Origin of the sequence: Streptomyces sp. NPDC006384, from assembly GCF_042870695.1 — a bacterium.
Classification (GTDB): domain Bacteria; phylum Actinomycetota; class Actinomycetes; order Streptomycetales; family Streptomycetaceae; genus Streptomyces.
Genome location: NZ_JBIAHR010000005.1, coordinates 224,651 through 242,300, shown reverse-complemented (window position 1 = coordinate 242,300; position 17,650 = coordinate 224,651). Strand labels below are relative to the sequence as shown.

The 17,650-nt window shown below is 74.2% G+C and carries 24 protein-coding genes; 21 read left to right on the top strand and 3 right to left on the bottom strand.

Annotated elements, in window-relative coordinates; translation table 11 throughout:
• Positions 1-55: 55 nt before the first annotated feature.
• From ACFYOJ_RS08690 to ACFYOJ_RS08650, 9 genes are all read left to right on the top strand, one after another.
• Complete coding sequence (locus ACFYOJ_RS08690; RefSeq protein WP_356558480.1) at positions 56-379, top strand: hypothetical protein; 324 nt, start codon at positions 56-58, stop codon at positions 377-379.
• Positions 376-2,082 (top strand): acyl-CoA dehydrogenase family protein, encoded by a 1,707-nt coding sequence (locus ACFYOJ_RS08685; RefSeq protein ID WP_356558481.1) that lies wholly within the window; start codon positions 376-378, stop codon positions 2,080-2,082. Before ACFYOJ_RS08690 ends, ACFYOJ_RS08685 begins: the two co-directional genes overlap by 4 nt.
• Before the next feature lie 17 nt (positions 2,083-2,099).
• Positions 2,100-2,888, top strand: a complete 789-nt coding sequence (locus ACFYOJ_RS08680; protein ID WP_356558482.1) for a 4'-phosphopantetheinyl transferase superfamily protein — start codon at positions 2,100-2,102, stop codon at positions 2,886-2,888.
• An 81-nt stretch (positions 2,889-2,969) separates the two neighbouring features.
• Entirely contained in the window at positions 2,970-3,764 is a 795-nt protein-coding gene (locus ACFYOJ_RS08675; RefSeq protein WP_356558483.1) for an alpha/beta fold hydrolase, read from the top strand.
• A gap of 49 nt (positions 3,765-3,813) precedes the next feature.
• A complete protein-coding gene (locus tag ACFYOJ_RS08670; protein ID WP_356558484.1) occupies positions 3,814-4,623 on the top strand; it encodes an AfsR/SARP family transcriptional regulator in 810 nt (269 codons plus the stop codon).
• Between the two features lie 114 nt (positions 4,624-4,737).
• Positions 4,738-5,007: an acyl carrier protein gene (locus tag ACFYOJ_RS08665; protein ID WP_356558485.1), complete on the top strand. Its 270-nt coding sequence runs from the start codon at positions 4,738-4,740 to the stop codon at positions 5,005-5,007.
• On the top strand, positions 5,004-5,795 hold the full coding sequence (locus tag ACFYOJ_RS08660) for an SDR family oxidoreductase (RefSeq protein WP_356558486.1): 792 nt from the start codon (positions 5,004-5,006) through the stop codon (positions 5,793-5,795). The genes ACFYOJ_RS08665 and ACFYOJ_RS08660 overlap by 4 nt, the downstream gene beginning before the upstream one ends.
• On the top strand, positions 5,796-6,185 hold the full coding sequence (locus ACFYOJ_RS08655) for a SchA/CurD-like domain-containing protein (protein ID WP_356558487.1): 390 nt from the start codon (positions 5,796-5,798) through the stop codon (positions 6,183-6,185). It begins immediately after the preceding gene.
• Complete coding sequence (locus ACFYOJ_RS08650) at positions 6,182-6,634, top strand: DUF1772 domain-containing protein (RefSeq protein WP_356558488.1); 453 nt, start codon at positions 6,182-6,184, stop codon at positions 6,632-6,634. Before ACFYOJ_RS08655 ends, ACFYOJ_RS08650 begins: the two co-directional genes overlap by 4 nt.
• A gap of 99 nt (positions 6,635-6,733) precedes the next feature.
• Here ACFYOJ_RS08650 and ACFYOJ_RS08645 read toward each other — a convergent pair whose 3' ends face one another.
• Positions 6,734-7,117, bottom strand: coding sequence for a SchA/CurD-like domain-containing protein (locus ACFYOJ_RS08645; protein ID WP_356551542.1), 384 nt, complete (start codon positions 7,115-7,117; stop codon positions 6,734-6,736).
• A gap of 187 nt (positions 7,118-7,304) precedes the next feature.
• Here ACFYOJ_RS08645 and ACFYOJ_RS08640 point away from each other — a divergent pair, with 187 nt between their 5' ends.
• From ACFYOJ_RS08640 to ACFYOJ_RS08585, 12 genes are read left to right on the top strand one after another with little or no spacing between them, the layout of a single operon-like run.
• On the top strand, positions 7,305-7,655 hold the full coding sequence (locus ACFYOJ_RS08640; protein ID WP_356551540.1) for a TcmI family type II polyketide cyclase: 351 nt from the start codon (positions 7,305-7,307) through the stop codon (positions 7,653-7,655).
• Positions 7,652-8,086: a cupin domain-containing protein gene (locus tag ACFYOJ_RS08635; protein ID WP_356551539.1), complete on the top strand. Its 435-nt coding sequence runs from the start codon at positions 7,652-7,654 to the stop codon at positions 8,084-8,086. The genes ACFYOJ_RS08640 and ACFYOJ_RS08635 overlap by 4 nt, the downstream gene beginning before the upstream one ends.
• A complete protein-coding gene (locus ACFYOJ_RS08630) occupies positions 8,083-9,372 on the top strand; it encodes a beta-ketoacyl-[acyl-carrier-protein] synthase family protein (protein ID WP_356551537.1) in 1,290 nt (429 codons plus the stop codon). The genes ACFYOJ_RS08635 and ACFYOJ_RS08630 overlap by 4 nt, the downstream gene beginning before the upstream one ends.
• Positions 9,369-10,598 (top strand): ketosynthase chain-length factor, encoded by a 1,230-nt coding sequence (locus tag ACFYOJ_RS08625; protein ID WP_356551535.1) that lies wholly within the window; start codon positions 9,369-9,371, stop codon positions 10,596-10,598. Before ACFYOJ_RS08630 ends, ACFYOJ_RS08625 begins: the two co-directional genes overlap by 4 nt.
• 37 nt (positions 10,599-10,635) lie before the next feature.
• Positions 10,636-11,100: an SRPBCC family protein gene (locus ACFYOJ_RS08620; RefSeq protein ID WP_356551533.1), complete on the top strand. Its 465-nt coding sequence runs from the start codon at positions 10,636-10,638 to the stop codon at positions 11,098-11,100.
• 10 nt (positions 11,101-11,110) lie between these two features.
• Positions 11,111-11,566 (top strand): anthrone oxygenase family protein, encoded by a 456-nt coding sequence (locus ACFYOJ_RS08615; RefSeq protein WP_356551531.1) that lies wholly within the window; start codon positions 11,111-11,113, stop codon positions 11,564-11,566.
• 18 nt (positions 11,567-11,584) lie between these two features.
• A complete protein-coding gene (locus ACFYOJ_RS08610; RefSeq protein ID WP_356551529.1) occupies positions 11,585-12,340 on the top strand; it encodes an SDR family NAD(P)-dependent oxidoreductase in 756 nt (251 codons plus the stop codon).
• Positions 12,340-12,660, top strand: coding sequence for an antibiotic biosynthesis monooxygenase family protein (locus tag ACFYOJ_RS08605; RefSeq protein WP_356551527.1), 321 nt, complete (start codon positions 12,340-12,342; stop codon positions 12,658-12,660). The genes ACFYOJ_RS08610 and ACFYOJ_RS08605 overlap by 1 nt, the downstream gene beginning before the upstream one ends.
• The gene (locus ACFYOJ_RS08600) at positions 12,650-12,973 is read left to right on the top strand and encodes an antibiotic biosynthesis monooxygenase (RefSeq protein WP_356551525.1); all 324 of its coding nucleotides are present in this window, start codon (positions 12,650-12,652) and stop codon (positions 12,971-12,973) included. Before ACFYOJ_RS08605 ends, ACFYOJ_RS08600 begins: the two co-directional genes overlap by 11 nt.
• Before the next feature lie 31 nt (positions 12,974-13,004).
• Positions 13,005-13,925: an NAD(P)-dependent oxidoreductase gene (locus tag ACFYOJ_RS08595; RefSeq protein ID WP_356551524.1), complete on the top strand. Its 921-nt coding sequence runs from the start codon at positions 13,005-13,007 to the stop codon at positions 13,923-13,925.
• Positions 13,888-15,576: an FAD-dependent oxidoreductase gene (locus ACFYOJ_RS08590; protein WP_356551522.1), complete on the top strand. Its 1,689-nt coding sequence runs from the start codon at positions 13,888-13,890 to the stop codon at positions 15,574-15,576. Before ACFYOJ_RS08595 ends, ACFYOJ_RS08590 begins: the two co-directional genes overlap by 38 nt.
• Positions 15,573-15,887, top strand: coding sequence for an antibiotic biosynthesis monooxygenase family protein (locus ACFYOJ_RS08585; protein WP_356551521.1), 315 nt, complete (start codon positions 15,573-15,575; stop codon positions 15,885-15,887). Before ACFYOJ_RS08590 ends, ACFYOJ_RS08585 begins: the two co-directional genes overlap by 4 nt.
• Positions 15,888-15,958: 71 nt before the next feature.
• On the opposite strand, the gene ACFYOJ_RS08580 is transcribed toward ACFYOJ_RS08585, so the two are convergent.
• Together ACFYOJ_RS08580 and ACFYOJ_RS08575 are read right to left on the bottom strand one after the other, a co-directional pair.
• Positions 15,959-16,663 (bottom strand): SDR family NAD(P)-dependent oxidoreductase, encoded by a 705-nt coding sequence (locus ACFYOJ_RS08580; protein ID WP_356551520.1) that lies wholly within the window; start codon positions 16,661-16,663, stop codon positions 15,959-15,961.
• A complete protein-coding gene (locus ACFYOJ_RS08575) occupies positions 16,663-17,544 on the bottom strand; it encodes an LLM class flavin-dependent oxidoreductase (protein ID WP_356551519.1) in 882 nt (293 codons plus the stop codon). Before ACFYOJ_RS08575 ends, ACFYOJ_RS08580 begins: the two co-directional genes overlap by 1 nt.
• Positions 17,545-17,650 lie beyond the last annotated feature (106 nt).

Below are 17,650 nucleotides of genomic sequence, written 5' to 3'. Positions count from 1 at the left end.
TGGCGAGAGCGCGGGAGCAGGATCACCCCTGCCGCATCCGGGAGGGGAGCACACCATGTTCGAGATGCCAGACGCCGGGCGGACCGTGACCCCCGGCACCGCCCGCTCCGGTCCGACACGGCCCGGCCTTCCCGCGTTCGCCAGGAGCGCCGCCCGCCGCGTCCTGATGCCGGTGTGGCGGACCCTGGTCGTCTACGGCGCCATCTGGCTGCCCAGCCACTACCACCCCTACCTCGGCGAGTACGCCCCCTGCTTCCCGGCGGTGCCCGGCGAGGGCCCGCTGAGCGCCGAGGACGAGGAGCGGCTGCGCGCCCTGGACCGCGCCACCTGGCCACCGGGCGAACCCGGTTCCGAGCAGAACCCGCTGAGGCTGCCTTGACCGCGCCGCCGCCCACCGGCGAGTCCGCGCTCCAGCAGCGCATCGCCCGCCTCGAGTTCGCCTTCGGCGACCTGGACGACCCGGGCAACCCGCTGGGCACCCGGCAGTTCCTCGCCGCCGACGCCGCCGGCCGCATCCTGCCCGCCGCCGACCGCCTCGCCGGCGAGTTCGGCCTGGGCGCCGAGGTCGTCCCGGCCGCACTCGGCGGGCGCTTCACCCGGCTCGACGCCTTCGTCCGGGTGCTGCGCGTCGTCTTCCGCCGGGACGCCGCCCTGGGCCTGAGCCGTGGCATGACCGCGCTGCAGGCCGCGGCGGCGGTGTGGGCGGGCGGGGACGAACGGCAGCGCGGCGACGTCGCCGCGCTGCTGCTCTCCGGGGGCCGCCTCGCCTGCGCCTACCCGGCCCCCGACGGAGGCAACGCCTTCCTCAGCAACCAGCTCGCCGTCGTGCCGGGCCCGGGCGGCCGCCGCCTGCTCAGCGGCCGGAAGGAAGCCCTCAACAACGCGGGCGAGGCGGGCGCGCTGCTGCTGTTCGCCGCCGACGAGGCAGGACGGACCAGCGCCTTCCTGGTCGACGGCGAGGTGTTCGGCGCCGAGGGCGCCCCCGCCCGGCTGCTGCCCCGGCGGGTCACCAGCGGAGTGCGCGGATGCGTGGTCCGGGGCGTCGAGTTCCGGGACCTGCCGCTGGAGCCGGACGCGCTGGTGGGGGCGGAGGGCGACGGACGGCTGCTCGCCGACCGGGCCTTTCCCGTGCTGCGGGCCGCGGGCCCCGCCATGGCCCTGGGCAGCGCCGACACCGCGCTGCGCACCACCGTCGCGTTCGCCCGGGCCCACCGCGCCCGCAGCCGCGTCTCCCTGCGGACCCCGCGCACCCGTGCCGTCCTCGTCGGCGCCTTCGCCGACCTGCTGATGTGCGACTGCCTGGCGCTGGCCGCCGCCCGGGCCGCGCACCTGCTGCCCGGCCACAGCCAGGTGCTCGCCGCCGCCGTGAAGTACCTGCTGCCCACCGTCCTCACCGACGCGCTGTACGACCTGTCGAGCGTGCTCGGCTCCGAGGCGCACAGCGACCACGGCGGCCACGGCGCCTTCCGCAAGTCCGCCCGCGACCTGCCGATGATCGGTCTCGGCGGAGGCGGCAGCGCCGCCAGCCGCCGCGAACTCGTCCGGCACCTCACACGCGACCCCGCCCTGCGCGCCCCGGCGGCCGGCTGCGCACCGCCCGAGCTGTTCACGCCCTTCGACGACCGGCTGCCGCCGCTCGCCCCCGCGGCCCTGAGCGCCCGCGACCCGGGCGACCCCCTGGTCGCCGCGCTCGACACCGACGCTCTGCCCGACCATCCCGAAATCGCCGCTCCCGCCCGGGAACTCGCCGCCGAACTCGCCGGCCTGCGGGACGCCGCCGCCACCGTTCTCCCGCCGGGCGCGGGCGAGCGGGGCCTGCGCGCCCACGCCCTGGTCGACCGGTACGCGCTGCTCGCCGCGGGCGCCGCCGCGCTCAGTGTCTGGCGGCACGCCGGGCCGGACGCGGGCTTCCTCGGCGACCCGGCCTGGGCCGCCGTCGTCCTGCACCGCCTCGCCGTCCGGCTCGGCGCCGCACCCGAGGGCGACCCCGGACCGGGCGCCGAGCGGCTCCTCGACGAACTCCTGCACCGGTTCGACGACGCGCGCAGCTACGACCTGTACGCGACCGCCGTCGGCCGCTGAACCCCGAGGGGCACCCCATGCGCCTGCTGCACCACGACGGCATCCACGACCCCGGCCGCTGGCCCGAGGCGGCCGCGGCGCTCCGCACCACCGGCAGCGTCGTCGTGCACACGGACGTCGGATCATGGCTGCCCGCCCGCGGGGACGGCGGTGACGACCCGTACGTCCTGCGGCTGCTCGGCCGCGACCGGCGCCGCATGGAAGGCATGCCGCACCCACGCGGCCGGGCGCGGTTCGCCGCCTCGCGGCTGTTCATGAAACACGCCGCCGCGGCCGTCCTCGACGCCGCGCCCGAGGACCTCGAACTCGCCTACAAACCGAGCGGCAGGCCCTATCTGAGAGGCATCGACCAGCTCGACCTCTCGCTCAGCCACACCGAGGAACTCCTGGTGATCGGGCTCACCCGGCGCGGCCGCATCGGCGTCGACGTCGAGCACTCCGACCGCCGGATGCTCGACCTGGGCACCCAGCGACAGGCGTGCACCCCGCACGAGCTGCAACGCCTGGAGGACATCCCCGAGGCCACGCGCAACGCCGCCCTGGTCCGCATGTGGACCCTCAAGGAGGCCTACAGCAAGGCCATCGGGCAGGGACTGCGCTTCCGGTTCACCGAGTTCGGCTTCGGCGAGAGCCCGGACCGTCCCGGCGTCCCGCGCCTCGAAGGACCCGACGGCGAGCCCGTCGGCGGCGGCGAGTGGACCTTCCACAGCCGTCCGGTGGGCCGCTTCGTCATCGGCGTCGCCCTGCACGACCCCGGATTCGAGACGCTCCCGAGTCTCGCTCCGGCCCGCTCCACCGCGCGTTGAGCCCGCCTCAAGACCCGATGGCGACCCTCACGAGGCGCACCGGATGTGCGTGTACGTGACGGACGACGGAAGGGGGCGGGCATGTACCGGTACCTGGCGGTGCGGCCCCGGGCGCGGGACGGCGCGGTGCGGCTGCTGTGCTTCCACCACGCGGGCGCCGGAGCCATGAGCTTCGCCGGCTGGCAGCATCGCGCCGGGGACGGCGTCGAGGTGCTGCCGGTACGGCTTCCCGGGCGCGAGGCGCTGCGGGGCGAGCCCGCCGTCACCGACGCGGGCCGGCTCACCGCACTGCTCGACGCCGACCTCGGCCCGCTGCTCGACGAGGCGCCCCACGCCTTCTACGGGCACAGCATGGGCGCCCTGGTCGCCTACCGGCTCGCCCTGCACCGGATGCGCCGGTCCGCCAGGCCGCCGCTGCTCCTGCTCGTCGGCGCCTGCCCCGCACCCCAGCTGCCGTCCCGGCTGCTCGACGGCGCCGACCCGGCGGCCATGAGCGACGGGGCCCTGATGGCCGTCATGGACGACGAGCAGTCGCTGCCGCCGGCCGTGCGCGCCCACCCCGGCCGGCTGGCCCGCACCCTCGGCGTGCTGCGCGACGACCTGCGTCTGGCCTCGTCGCTGCGCGCCGCCCCGGTCACCGAGCTCCCGCTGCCCGTCGCCGCGTTCGCGGGCCGCGACGACCGGATCGTGCCGCCCGGCGAGGTCCGGGCCTGGCAGCGCTGCGCCGGCGCGGGCTTCGCCTACCGCGAGCTGGCCGGTGCCCACTTCTTCGTCCGCGGCCGGGAACTGCCCCGGCACGCGGCGGCCGCGGTGCGCTCCGCGGCCGCCCCGCGGCCCGTACCCGTGCCGGCCCCCGTACCCGTACCCGTGCCCTGACCCGTGCCCCGACCCACGCGTCACCTGCGACAGAAGGAGAGAACCGCGGATGGACATCGGCGTACTCGGCCCGTTCACCACCACCCAGTCCGGCGTGCCGATGCAGCTCACCGCCGTGAAGCCGCGCAAGGCGTTCGCGCTCCTCGCCCTCCACGCCGACCAGCTCGTCTCGGTCGGGTCGCTGATCGAGGAGCTGTGGGGGGAGCGGCCGCCGCGCAGCGTGCAGACCACCCTCCAGACGTACATCCTGCAGCTGCGTTACCTCATCGGTGACGCGCTCGGCGCCGCCGGGCTCGGTGACCAGGGCGCCAAGAGCGTTCTGGTCACCGAGCCCGGCGGCTACCGCCTCGACAGCCAGGGCGGGCTCATCGACGCCCAGGAGTTCGACGCGCTCGCCGCCGCCGGGTACCGGGCCCGGGAGCAGGGCGACTGGTTCGCCGCCTCCGACTACTTCAGCCGGGCGCTCGGACTGTGGCGCGGCCCCGCCCTCGCCGATGTGCAGTGCGGCACTCTCCTGGAGGCCGAGGCGACCCGGCTCGACGAGTCACGCATGAGCGTTCTTCACGGCCGGATCGAGGCGGACCTGAGGCTCGGCCGCCATCATGAACTCATCGGCGAGCTGTCCGGCCTCGCCTCCCGCTACCCGCTCCACGAACGACTGCACGAGCAGCTGATGCTCGCCCTGTACCGGGCGGGCCGGCGCAGCGACGCGCTCGGCGTCTACCGCAGGCTGCGTGCCGCCCTCAACCAGGGCCTCGGTCTCGACCCGTCGGCCGGCATCGAGGACCTGCACCGCGCGGTCCTCGACTCCTCGCCGAGCCTCGACGTCGAACTGCCCCGTCTCGCCCACGCGAGCTGACCCGGGCCGCCCCCAAGCGGCCCGCCGCATCCCCACCGGCTCGTCCAGCGACCCGGCCGGCCGGCCACTCGACCAACCACTCATCCGACCGCCCCTGTCCGAAAGGGACTCATCATGATCGACATCACCCTGTCCGACCTCGGCGCGATGCTCCTGGAGTGCGTCGGAGCGCCCGAGGAAGGCATGGCCTTCGAGGGCGAGCAGGCGCTGGACACTCCGTTCATCGAGTTCGGCTACGACTCGCTGGCGCTGCTCCAGGTCACCAGCGTCATCAACCGCACCTACGGTGTCGTGCTCGACGACGACGCGGTCTCCGAGGCCGAGACGCCCCGCCAGCTGCTCCAGCTGATCGCCTCCGTGCCGCAGGCCGGAGCGGTCCGTTGACCGGCATCACCCCCGCGGCCTCCGCCGCCCCCGCCGGGTTCGCCGGCAAGCGGGTCCTGGTGACCGGTGCCACCCGCGGCATCGGCCGGGCCACCGCGCTCGCGTTCGCGCGGGCCGGGGCCCGGCTCGTCGCCGGCTGCCGGACCGAGGGCGACGCGGCCGAGCGGCTGCGCGTCGCGCTGAAGGAGACCGGAGCCGAGTTCACGATCGTCGCCGCCGACGTCACCACCTCCGAGGGCGCCGCCGCGCTGGCCGACGGCGCACGGGAGTGGTTCGGCGACGGCGACCGGGACGCCCGCGGCGTGCTGGACGTGCTCGTCAACAACGTGGGCGTCGACGGGCACGTGCCCTTCGACCGGCTCACCGAGGCGGAGTGGCACCGCGTCATCGGCCACAACACCACCTCGGCCTACCTGGTCACCCACGCCCTGCTCGACGTGCTCGCCGACGGCGCGTCCGTCGTCAACGTCGGCGCGTCCGTGGCCCTGCGCGGGCGTCCCGCCGGTGTCCACTACAGCGCGTCCAAGGCGGCCGTCATCGGGTTCTCCCGAGCGCTCGCCAAGGACCTCGGACCGCGCGGCATCCGCGTCAACACGGTCGCCCCCGGCGTCACCGAGACCGACCCGGAGGAGGGGCTGCCGCCCCAGCTCGTCGCCCGGCTGACCGCGTTGACCGCGCTCGGCCGGCTCGGCAGGCCCGAGGACGTCGCGGGCGCCGTGCTCTACCTGGCCGGGGACTCGGCCGCTTACGTCACCGGCACCACCATCGAAGTCGACGGAGGAATCTGAATGCCTTACGCAGCCATCACCTACCGCGTCAAGCCCGGCCACGAGGAGGAGATCGCCGAGATCTTCGACGCGTTCAAGCGGGTCGACACCCCGGACTTCAAGGGCGACGACGGCAACGCCGCCGGCCGGCTGCTGGGCACCGGCGTCTTCATCAAGGACGACGTCCTCGTCCGCGTCATCCACTACGAGGGCGACTTCGCCGCCGTCGGGCGCCACATGGCCGCGCAGAAGGGCGTGCACATCCTGGAGGACCGGCTCCAGCCGTACCTGGCCGAGCCGCGCGACACCACCTCGCCGGAGGCGTTCGCCGCGTACTTCCGGGAGGCCACGATGCGCTCCATCGCCCAGCTGACCGTGGACACCCACCCCGCGGGGGCCGGCGCGGCATGACCGGACTCCTCGGCGTCGCGGCCCTGCTGGGCACCGGTGTGACCGCCGGAGTGCTGTTCGCCGTCGCGTTGAGCGTGCTGCCCGCGCTCTTCGCGATGGAGACCGGCACGTACGTCTACGCGCACAAGCTGCTCGGCCGCAACTGGGATCCCACGATGCCGGTGATCGTGCTGAGCAGCACCCTGCTCGACGTGGTGCTCGCGATCGTCGCGGACGGCACCGCACGCCCGCTGTTCGTCCTCGCGGCGGCCCTCATGCTCGGCGTCTCGGGCGTCTCGCACCTGTGCAACGTCCCGATCAACCGCCGGGTCAAGGCCGTGACCGACCCCTCCGTCCTGCCGGCCGACTGGCAGGACCCCCGCCCGCTGTGGCGCCGCTGGCACCTGCTGCGCACCACACTGGCCGTCGTGGCCCTGGCGGTGACGGCCGCGGCCGTCACCACGCTCTGACCGCACCGCCCCCGCGGCGGGCAAGGCTTCGGGCCCGGTACTTGGCGAAGTACCGGGCCCGAAGCCTTGCCCGCCGTCCCCGGGAGGAGGCGCGGACGGTCACGCCGGGGCCGGCGCGCCGTCCCGTACCGAGATCTCGGCGACCGTGTTCAGCAGGCTGCGGCGGAACGTGGCGACGAAGCCCTCCACCGTGTCCGTGTCGCGCGGCCGGGACAGGTACGGCTTCAGTCTGGCCTCCACCTCGCGCACCCCGGGCTGCATCGCCATGTGGCGCGCCACGGCGTCCAGGTCGCCCGTGTACTCGATGACGCGGACCAGCGTGTCGTCGCGCAGGAACACCGCCGTGGCCAGGATCGTGCCGGCCGGCTGCCCCGACTCGTCCTCGACCCGGCTGGAGCGCACGCGCCGGAAACTGCCGAAGATCTCGCTCAGCTCCTTCTCGTGACCGGGCTTGATGTCGTACGTGATCGCCGCGAACGGCATGGCGGTCCCTCCTGGGATGTGTGGGTGTGGGTGCACTGTGGCCCGTAGAGCGGAACGCGGCGGGCTCGGGGCGCGGTCGAGGCGGGCTCGCACCGGGCGTCTCCGGCCGGTTTCGAGTCGCTCTCCAGCTCCCGGTGAGACGTTCCTGGCCGATCCCGACGCCCCAGCCCAGCAAGGAGGTCACGGCGTGCACCGCACTCTCATCGTCGCCAGACTGCGGTCGGACCGGCCGGTCGAGGACAACGTCGAGAACATCGCGAAGATCTTCCACGACTCCGACTCCACCGACCTGCCGCACATGATCGGCGTCAGCCGGCGGACCCTGTTCCGCTTCCACGGCCTGTACTTCCACCTCGTCGAGGCGGACCAGGACATCTCCCCGAACCTGTACCGCGCTCGCAGCCACCCGCTCTACGACGACATCAACACCCGGCTCACCGACTGCGTCGAGCCCTACGACCCGGACTGGAAGGAACCCAAGGACGCCATGGCGAGCCCCTTCTACGTCTGGACGAAAGAAGGAGGACGGATCCAGTGACCACCGCCATCACCCGCACCGTGAAGGTCGCCGAGACCGAGGTCGAGGCCAACACCAAGCGCGGCGGCGACCTGCGGGTCACCCTCAGCCCCAAGACCGTCGGCTGCACCTCCGGCTTCGGCGGCGTGCTCACCCTGGAGCCCGGCGACCACATCACCGAGCACTACCACCCCTACTCCGAGGAGTTCCTGCACGTCGTCGACGGCTCCCTGACGATGTCGCTGGACGGCGAGCAGGTCACCCTGGAGGCCGGCGACTCGCTGTTCGTGCCGATCGGGGTGCGTCACCGCCTGGTCAACACCGGTTCCGTGCCCGCCCGCTGCTCCTTCCACCTGTCGCCGCTCGCGCCGCGCCCGGAACTGGGCCACGTCGACACCGAGCAGGCCCAGCACCCCGAGCGGGCCAACCCCGACGTGGGTGGTGCCCGGTGACCCGTCGCGCAGTCATCACCGGCGTCGGCGCCGTGGCGCCCGGCGGGGTGGGACGCGAGGCCTTCTGGCAGCTGCTCGCCGACGGGCGGACCGCCACCCGGAGCATCACCCTGTTCGACGCGAGCGCCTTCCGTTCGCGCGTCGCGGCCGAGGTCGACTTCGACCCGGCCGCGGCCGGCCTGACCCCGCGCCAGGTCCGCCGCATGGACCGCGCGGCCCAGTTCGCCGTCGTCTCGGCCCGCGAGGCCGTCGCCGACAGCGGCATCGACCTCGCGGCCCTGGCCCCCGAGCGGATCGCCGTCTCCATCGGCAGCGCCGTCGGCTGCACCATGGGCCTGGAGGAGGAGTACGTCGTCCTCAGCGACAGCGGCCGCAAGTGGCTGGTCGAGCACGAGTACGGCGTCCCGCACCTGTACGGCTACATGGTGCCGTCCACCCTGGCCGGCGAGGTGGCCTGGGAGGTCGGCGCCGAGGGGCCGGTGGCGCTCGTCTCCACCGGCTGCACCTCGGGCCTGGACTCCATCGGGCACGCCGTGCAGCTCATCGAGGAGGGCACCGCGGACGTCGCGGTGGCCGGCGCCACCGACGCCCCCATCTCCCCGATCACCTCCGCCTGCTTCGACGCCATCAAGGCGACGACGCCCAACAACGACGACCCGGAGCACGCCTCCCGGCCCTTCGACGGCCGGCGCGACGGCTTCGTGCTCGCCGAGGGCTCGGCCGTGCTGGTCATCGAGGAGAGGGAGGCGGCGATCGCCCGCGACGCGCACATCTACGCCGAGATCGTCGGCTTCGCCGGCCGCTCCAACGCCCACCACATGACCGGGCTCAAGCCGGACGGCCGCGAGATGGCCGAGGCGATCACCGTCGCCCTCGACCAGGCGAGGCTGGACCCGACCGCCGTCGGATACATCAACGCCCACGGCTCGGGCACCAAGCAGAACGACCGGCACGAGACGGCCGCCTTCAAGCGCAGCCTGGGACAGCACGCGTACGACGTCCCGGTCAGCTCCATCAAGTCGATGGTGGGGCACTCGCTGGGCGCCATCGGCTCCATCGAGGTCGCCGCCTGCGCCCTCGCCCTGGACCGTCAGGTCGTGCCGCCCACCGCCAATCTGCACACCCCCGACCCGCTGTGCGACCTGGACTACGTCCCGGTCACCGCCCGCGACCACGCGATGGACGTGGTGCTCAGCGTGGGCAGCGGATTCGGCGGGTTCCAGACCGCGATGCTGCTCGCCCGGCCGGGCTCGGCCGCGGCCGCCGCAGGAAGGAGCGCGGCATGACGGGGACCGCCCCCGCCGGCCCGGCCCCGGTCGTCACCGGCATCGGTGTCACCGCGCCCACCGGCATCGGCATGGAGGCCCACTGGGCCGCCACGCTCGCCGGGAAGTCCGGCATCGGACCCATCGAGCGGTTCGACGCCTCCGGCTACCCGGTCCGCCACGCCGGCCAGGTGCCCGGCTTCCACGCCCCCGACGTGGTGCCCAGCCGGCTGATCAGCCAGACCGACCACTGGACCCACCTCGCCCTGCACGCGGGCGAGCTGGCGCTGCGCGACGCGGACGTCGACCCGGCCGGCCTGCCCGAGTACGAGATGGCCGTCGTCACCTCGTCCTCCTCCGGCGGCACCGAGTTCGGCCAGAAGGAGATGACCGCCCTCTACCGGAACGACCCCTCGCACGTGGGCGCGTACCAGTCGATCGCCTGGTTCTACGCGGCCACCACCGGGCAGCTGTCCATCCGGCACAAGATGCGCGGCCCGTGTGGCGTCCTCGTCTGCGAGCAGGCCGGCGGACTCGACGCGATCGGCCAGGCCCGCCGGCTCATCCGCAAGGGGTCCCGGCTCGTGCTCACCGGCGGCACCGACGCCTCGCTGTGCCCGTACGGCCTGACCGCGCAGCTCTCGCACGGCGGACTGTCCACCGTCGACGACCCCGAGCGCGCCTACCTGCCCTTCTCCGCCGAGGCGTCCGGACACCTGCCCGGCGAGGGCGGCGCGATCCTCGTCCTGGAGAGCGCCGAGTCGGCCGGGGAACGGGGCGCCGGGAACTACGGGCGGGTGCTCGGCTACGCGTCCGGCTTCGACCCGGCACCCGGCACGGGCCGCCCGCGCGCCCTGCGCCGGGTCGCCGCCCAGGCCGTCGCCGACGCCGGGCTCACCCCGGACGGCATCGACGTGGTCTTCGCCGACGCCTCCGGGCAGCCGGCCGACGACCGCGACGAGGCCGAGGCGCTCGCCGCGCTGTTCGGCCCGCGCGGCGTGCCGGTCACCGCACCCAAGACGCTGACCGGTCGGCTGCTGGGCGGCGGCGCACCGCTCGACGTGGCGACCGCGCTGCTCGCCCTGCGCGACGGCGTCGTCCCGCCCACCACCGGCGTCGAGGCGCCCGTCGACGACTACGCGCTCGACCTGGTCACCGCGGGCCCCCGCGAACTGCCGCTGCGCCACGCCCTCGTGCTCGCCCGGGGCGTGGGCGGCTTCACCTCGGCCCTCGTACTGGGCCGCTGAACGAGCAGGACGCCCACCACCGAAGGAGTCGACCGTCATGGCAGGACACACCGACAACCACATCGTCATCCACGCCCCCCTCGACCTGGTGTGGGAGATGACCAACGACGTGCCCAAGTGGCCCGATCTGTTCAGCGAGTACGCCTCCGCCGAGATCCTGGAGCGCGACGGCGACACGGTCGTCTTCCGCCTCACCATGCACCCCGACGAGGACGGCAACGTCTGGAGCTGGGTCTCCCGCCGCACCAGCGACGCCGCCACCCGCACGGTGCGCGCCGAGCGCGTGGAGACCGGCCCGTTCGAGTACATGAAGATCTACTGGGAGTACACCGAGGAACCGGGCGGCGGCGTGCGCATGCGCTGGGTGCAGGACTTCCGCATGAAGCCCCAGGCGCCCGCCACCGACGAGGGCATGACCGAGCACCTCAACCGCAACACGCTCGTGCAGATGGCTCTCATCAAGGAGAAGGTCGAGGCCGCCGCGCGCGTCCTCGCCGGCTGAGGCGACCACCGTGCTGAACTACCTCGCCCCGCTGCTCCTGCTGCTCAACGGGCTCGCCGCCGGCGTCCTGTTCGGCACGCAGCTCGGCGGCTTCCCCTACATGGCCTCGCTGCCCACCGACCGTTACGTCCACGCGCACGCGTTCTTCGGACAGCGCTACGACCCGGCCATGCCGGTCTGCCTGGCCGGCACGGTCGTGCTCGACCTCACCCTGGCGATCGGCGGCGGACACGGCTTCGCGCGTGCCCTGTTCGCCCTCGCGGGCCTGCTCGCCGCCGCCACCGCCGCCATCTCGATCACCAAGAACGCACCGGTCAACCGCTGGATGCGCACGCTCGACCCGGACAACCTGCCCGCCGACTTCCGAAGCCCGCGCCATGAGTGGGGCGTCTGGAACCGGCGCCGCAGCCTGCTGACCATCGCCGCGCTCGCCGTGAACTGCGCCGCGCTCGGCTTCCTGCTCTGACCCCGGAGGAACCTTTCCATGGATCTCGCACTCAAGGGCAAGAAGGCCCTGGTCACCGGCGGCACCCGGGGCGTGGGCCGCGGCCTCGTGCTCGCCCTCGCCAAGGCCGGTGTCGACGTCGTCACCTGCTACCAGCGCGAGAGCGAGTACGTCACCTCGCTGGAGCGCGAGCTGAAGGAGACCGGCGGCGACCACCACGTGCTGCGCGCCGACCTGTCGCGGCCCGAGGAGATCTCGGGCCTGCTCACCCGGACCGGCGAACTGACCGGCGGGCGTCTCGACCTGCTCGTCAACAACGCCGGCGCCATCAGCCACGTCCCCTACGCCGAGCTGCCGCTGGAGGAGTGGCGGCGCATCCTCGACACCAACGTCACCGGCGCCCACCTGGTCATCCAGCACGCGCTGCCGCTGCTCGGCGAGGGCTCCTCGGTGGTCTCCATAGGCTCCCGCGCCGTCGATGCGGGCATCCCGCTGCGCGCCCACTACACCGCCACCAAGGCCGCCCTGGTCGGCCTGAACCGCTCCCTGGCCAAGGAGTTCGGCCCCCGGGGCATCCGCTTCAACGTGGTCGCGCTGGGCGTCATCGAGACCGAGAACTTCCACGCCCTGCCCGAGGAGCAGCGCACCCTGATGGCCCAGCGCTACGGCGCCAAGACGGCCCTGGGCCGGCTCGGCACCCCCGACGAGGTGGCCGGCGCGGTGCTGTGGCTGGCCAGCGACCTGTCCCGCTACGTCACCGGCAACACCATCGGCGTGGACGGAGGCATCTCGTAATGACCTTCCGCGTGATGCTGCGCATGGAGATCGAGCCCGGCAAGGAGGCCGCGTTCGAGGAGGCCTGGCGGGCCGGCACCGAGGCCGTCACCGGACACCCGGCCAACCTCGGGCAGTCGCTGTCCCGCGAGGCCGGTCCGGAGAGCACGTACGTCATCGTCAGCGACTGGCTGGACGAGCCGCGCTTCCGGGAGTTCGAGGAGAGCCCCGCGCACCTGGAGCACCGGGCCACCCTGCATCCCTTCCGCAAGGGCGGCACCTTCCACGTGATGGAGGTCGTCGAGCGGATCGAGGGCAAGGCGGCGTCCGGTGCCGGCTGACAACACCGGCGAGGTGCGCGTGCTCGTCTACCAGGCGGCGCACGACGAGGCGGAGCTGGCCGCGGTCCGCTCCGCCTACCACCGGGTCAGCGAACGGCTGGCGGGGGTGCCCGGCATGCTCGGCAACGAGCTGCTGCGCAGCCCCTTCGACCCCACCGCGCTCGCCGTGCTGAGCCGCTGGGAGTCCATGGACGCCTTCCTGGCCTGGGAACGCGGGGCGGAGCACCGCACCGACACCGCCCCGCTGCGCCCCTACCGCGACACCCGCACCGGCGCGCCGTTCGCCGTCTTCCAGGTCGACGCCGCCTACTAGCCGGCCACGAGCAGAGAGCGAGTAACCATCCATGACAGGACGACAGCTGGCGTTCATCGGACTCGGCAACATGGGTTCGGGCATGGCCGGGAGCCTGCTGCGCGCCGGGTACGACGTCACCGTCTTCAACCGCACCCGGGCCAAGGCCGCCGCGCTCGAGGCGGCCGGCGCCAAGGTCGCCGGCTCCCCTGAGGAGGCGGCCCGGAGCCACCGCCTCTTCGTGCTCAGCCTCGCGGACGAGAAGGCCGTCGAGGAGATCCTCTTCGAGCGGATGGTGCCCCACCTGGTGCCGGGCAGCGTCGTCGTCGACACCTCCACCGTCTCGCCGGGTTACGCCCGCGAGGCCGCCCGCCGCCTCGCCGAGCGGGGGCTGCGCCGGGTGGAGGCGTGCGTCGTCGGCAACCCGCTGCAGGCCCGCAAGGGCGAACTGCGGGTCTTCACCGCGGGCCCCGCCGAGGACCGCCACGAGGTCGCCGGCCTGCTGGACGCCATCGGCAACGAGACCGTGCACCTCGGCGCGCCCGGTACCGCCGCCTCGATGAAGCTCATCCTCAACCTGCTGCTCGGCGCGCAGGTCGCCGCGCTCGCCGAGGCCGTGGCCTGGGGCACCCGCGCGGGCCTGGACCGCGACCAGCTGATCGGCGCCGTGGTCGGCAGCGGCTTCAGCTCGCTGGTGCTGCGCTTCCGCGCCGACCTGATGTACAAGCGGGCCTACGAGCCGGCCTTCTTCCGGTCGGAGCTGATGGAGAAGGACCTGCGCATCGCCATCGACGACGCCGCCCGGTACGACACGGGCATGCCGGTCCTGGACGCCGTGCGCGAGTCCTTCGCCGCCGTGCTCGCCGCCGGGGACGGCGACAAGGACGCGGCGGTGCTCGTCGAGCACGCCGGAGGCGGGAAGGAGGTGCTGGCCGGTGCCGACACCGCCGCGCAGCACACTGCGCAACACTGACGTCCTGGTGGTGGGCGGCGGCCTGGCCGGCCTGTCCACCGCGCTGTTCCTCGCCCAGCAGGGCGTGGACTGCCTGCTCGTCGAGCGGCGCCCCGAGCTGTACGGGCACCCGCGCGCCCGGGGCGTGCACCCCCGGGCCATGGAGCTGCTGCGCTCCGTCGGCCTGGAGGACGAGATCCGCGCCACCCCCTCGGCCCGGCAGCTGGCCGGCAACTCCGGCGTGCTGGTCGCCGAGTCGCTCGTCGGACGCCGGCTGGGCGCGCTCGACGAGAAGTACGTGATGGACGTGCACGCCGACATCGGCACGCTGTCACCGACCACCTGGTGCCTGTGCCACCAGGGTGACCTGGAGGACGTGCTGCGCGGCCGGGCCGAACGGCTCGGCGCCGCCATGCGCTTCCACACCGAGCTGGTCTCCTTCGACCGGAACGGCGAGCCCGGCGCCGGGATCACCGCCCGGCTGCGGGACACCGGCACCGGCCGGGAGCAGGAGATCGAGGCCCGCTACCTCGTCGCCGCCGACGGCGCGCGCAGCGGGATCCGGGCCGCCCTCGGCATCGGCTTCGAGGGGGAGGCCCTCGGCCACTACGTCAACATCCACTTCCGCGCCGACCTCACCCGCGAGCTGGGCGAGCGCCGCTTCCTGATGTGCTACACGGTCAACGACGCGGTGCGGGGCGCGCTGATGCCGCTGGACAACGCGACCGAGTGGCTGCTGCACGTCGAGTACGACCCGGAGGGCGAGGACAGCGGGGCCTTCGACGAGGAAGGCTGTGCCGACCTGGTCCGCGCGGCCACCGGCGTGCCCGGCCTGGAGCCGCGGATCCTGTCCGTGACGCCCTGGAGCGGCGAGGCGCGCACCGCGGGGCGGTTCTCCGACGGACGGGTCTTCCTCGTCGGGGACGCCGCCCACGTCATGCCGCCCAGCGGCGGCTTCGGCTCCAGCACCGGCATCCAGGACGGCCACAACCTCGCCTGGAAGCTGGCCGCCGTCCTCGACGGCTGGGCCGGACCGGGGCTCCTGGACAGCTACGACCAGGAGCGCAGGCCCGTCGCCGCCGCCACCGTGGAGCAGGCCGTGCTGCGCTCCCGGGACCGGCTGCGGCTGCCCGGCCGGGGCGGTGAGCAGCGGGACGCCGACCCGGGCCTCGTCGAGGACACCCTGGTCTGGCTCGCCTGGCGCTACCGCTCCGGGGCGGTCACCGACTGGGACGAGAGCACCCTCGCCGCGTACGGGGTGTGGGCGGCGGAGAACGACGGCCGGCCCGGCAGCCGCGCCCCGCACCTGCGGCTGCGGTACGGCGGCGCCGAGATCTCCTCGCTCGACCTGTTCGGCCCGGCACCGGTCCTGCTCACCGGGCCCGACGCGGGCGGCTGGCGGGAGGCCGCCCGGGCCGCCGCCCACGAGGTGGGCGTCCCGCTCGCGGTGTACGGGATCGGCACGGAGGTCACCGACCTCGACGACCGCTTCCCGCTGCTGTACGGGGTGACCGCGCAGGGCGCCGCGCTGGTGCGCCCCGACGGAGTGGTCGCCTGGCGCTGCGGGGACACCCCGGTCTATCCGGAGCGGGTGCTGCGAGGGGTGCTCGAGAGACTGCTGGCGCACCGGGAGGAGACGGGCGCGGGCCGAGGAGAGGACGGACGGCGATGACCCATCGAGTGATCCTGCGCATGGAGATCCGCCCGGAGCTGGCGGCGGAGTTCGAGCGCACCTGGCTGGAGGTGGCCCGCACCATCGCCCGCCACCCCGCCAACCGGGGCCAGACGCTGGTCCGCGACATCGTCGAGCCGCATGTGTACCACGTGCTGACCGACTGGGCGGGCGAGGCGGAGTTCCGCGCGTTCGAGCTGAGCGAGGAGCACGTGGAGAACCGGCGCCGGCTCGCACCGTTCCGCACCGGCGGCGACATGACCGTCAGCCGCGTGGTGCACCACCTGGAGCCCGTGGCGGCGGTCACCTGATCTGCCGTCGCACGGCACACACCGGGAGGGCGGGCCCGCGCGGGCCCGCCCTCTCCGTCCGCCGCAGGGGGTCACCAGCCCATCGTGGCGCCGCCCGCCTTGAAGAACCCGCCGGTCGGCCCGTCGTCCGGCAGCGTCACCAGGCGCACGATGTCGTCCACCGCCTCCTTCGGCAGCCGCGGCGCCTGCGGCCGCAGCCGGGTGCGCAGCTGGCCCGGGTTGACGGCGTTGACCAGCACCCCGGTGCCCCGGGTCTGCTCGGCGAGCAGCACCGTGAGCGCGTTCAGCGCGGCCTTGGAGACCGTGTAGCCGGGGGTGTGCGCGATCAGGCCGTGGGTGAACGACGCGGTGCCGCTGGAGATGTTGACGATCCGGCCCCAGCCGCGCTCCGTCATCCCGGGCAGCACCGCCTGCGCCACCCGCCACGCGCCGAGCGCGTTCACCGCGAACTCCTGCTCCACGGCGGCCAGATCGACCGCGGCCGGCGTCGAACCGGCGGTCAGCAGCACACCCGCGTTGTTGATCAGGACGTCGGTGTCCGGGAACCTCTCGACGGCCGCGCGCACACTCGCCGGATCGGTGACGTCCAGCGCCACCGCCCCCGCTCCGTCGCCGAGTTCCCGCGCGACCTCGTCGGCGTCCTCCGCCTTGCGGGCCGCCGCGACCACCCGGAACCCGGCCGCGGCGAGGCCCCGGCACAGCTCCCGGCCCAGCGCGCCGCCCGCGCCCGTCACCAGGGCGCCGCGGCGGGCGTCCGCGCTCGTGCCGGTGCTCATCACAGCACCGCCTTCGCGAACAGGTCGACCTGGCCGGGGTCGGCGGCGCAGGGGAACAGCAGCAGCTCGTCGCAGCCCGACTCGCGGTACTCGGCGACGGTGTCGCGCAGCGCCGCCGCGTCGGTCAGCGCGCCCGCCACCACCCGGCCCGCGAACCGCGGCCCCAGGAAGGCGTAGTAGCGGCCCAGGTACTCCTCGGCGTGGTGCTCGGCGTCCGGGCCGAGCGCCGTGTACAGCAGGGCGGTCCTGCGGGGCTCGGCGTCCTCGGCGATGCCGTCGGCCGACCACACGCCGCGCGCCTTCGCCAGGTTGGCGCGGTAGTCCTTGCCGGTGCTGCCGCCGGCGATCCACGCCCAGCCGTGCCGGCCGGCCCGGCGCAGCGCGGCCTCCGAGTGGCCGCCGAACATCAGCCGCGGCGGCCCGTGCTCGGGCAGCGGTCCGATCGGGTGCTCGAAGCCCTCCTCCGGCGTCCCCGCCCAGATACGGCGCATCCGCTCGACCATCGCGTCGAGGCGGGCGCCGCGGCCCCGGGCCGAGGTGCCGTTGGATCCGTAGTCGTCCTCGCGGAACCCGGCCGCCATGCCGAGCACCAGCCGCCCCTCGGAGAGCCGCTGCACGGTCGCGGCCTGCTTGGCCAGGACCGCCACGTCGGCACGGTAGGGCGCGATGAGGATGCTGGTGGCGAGCCGGATCCGCTCGGTGACCGCGGCCGCCGCGGCGAGCGTGGTGAGCGGCTCGTAGTTGTCGTACACCAGGCGGTCCAGGATGCCCAGCGTGCTGAAACCGTGGCCGTCCGCCCGCCGCGCCCATTCGGTCAACTGCCGGGCAGGGGTGCCCGGATGGGTGGCGGGCAGCCCGATGCCTATCTCCATGGTGCGCATGAGGCTCCTCTCACGAACGTGTCGCAAGGAGGGTGGGGGCGACGGCTCGGGCGGTGCTCGAGTACGCGCCGAGCGCTCCTTGGCACAAAGGGGGGCGACCATGTCG

Bases quoted from the DNA above. Each gene is read 5' to 3' on its own strand.
- ACFYOJ_RS08625 (WP_356551535.1), top strand. From the start codon at position 9,369: ATGACGGGGACCGCCCCCGCCGGCCCGGCCCCGGTCGTCACCGGCATC.
- ACFYOJ_RS08690 (WP_356558480.1), top strand. From the start codon at position 56: ATGTTCGAGATGCCAGACGCCGGGCGGACCGTGACCCCCGGCACCGCC.
- ACFYOJ_RS08595 (WP_356551524.1), top strand. From the start codon at position 13,005: ATGACAGGACGACAGCTGGCGTTCATCGGACTCGGCAACATGGGTTCG.
- ACFYOJ_RS08645 (WP_356551542.1), bottom strand. From the start codon at position 7,117: ATGCCGTTCGCGGCGATCACGTACGACATCAAGCCCGGTCACGAGAAG.
- ACFYOJ_RS08580 (WP_356551520.1), bottom strand. From the start codon at position 16,663: ATGAGCACCGGCACGAGCGCGGACGCCCGCCGCGGCGCCCTGGTGACG.
- ACFYOJ_RS08610 (WP_356551529.1), top strand. From the start codon at position 11,585: ATGGATCTCGCACTCAAGGGCAAGAAGGCCCTGGTCACCGGCGGCACC.
- ACFYOJ_RS08585 (WP_356551521.1), top strand. From the start codon at position 15,573: ATGACCCATCGAGTGATCCTGCGCATGGAGATCCGCCCGGAGCTGGCG.
- ACFYOJ_RS08575 (WP_356551519.1), bottom strand. From the start codon at position 17,544: ATGCGCACCATGGAGATAGGCATCGGGCTGCCCGCCACCCATCCGGGC.
- ACFYOJ_RS08655 (WP_356558487.1), top strand. From the start codon at position 5,796: ATGCCTTACGCAGCCATCACCTACCGCGTCAAGCCCGGCCACGAGGAG.
- ACFYOJ_RS08680 (WP_356558482.1), top strand. From the start codon at position 2,100: ATGCGCCTGCTGCACCACGACGGCATCCACGACCCCGGCCGCTGGCCC.
- ACFYOJ_RS08620 (WP_356551533.1), top strand. From the start codon at position 10,636: ATGGCAGGACACACCGACAACCACATCGTCATCCACGCCCCCCTCGAC.
- ACFYOJ_RS08605 (WP_356551527.1), top strand. From the start codon at position 12,340: ATGACCTTCCGCGTGATGCTGCGCATGGAGATCGAGCCCGGCAAGGAG.
- ACFYOJ_RS08675 (WP_356558483.1), top strand. From the start codon at position 2,970: ATGTACCGGTACCTGGCGGTGCGGCCCCGGGCGCGGGACGGCGCGGTG.
- ACFYOJ_RS08670 (WP_356558484.1), top strand. From the start codon at position 3,814: ATGGACATCGGCGTACTCGGCCCGTTCACCACCACCCAGTCCGGCGTG.
- ACFYOJ_RS08665 (WP_356558485.1), top strand. From the start codon at position 4,738: ATGATCGACATCACCCTGTCCGACCTCGGCGCGATGCTCCTGGAGTGC.
- ACFYOJ_RS08650 (WP_356558488.1), top strand. From the start codon at position 6,182: ATGACCGGACTCCTCGGCGTCGCGGCCCTGCTGGGCACCGGTGTGACC.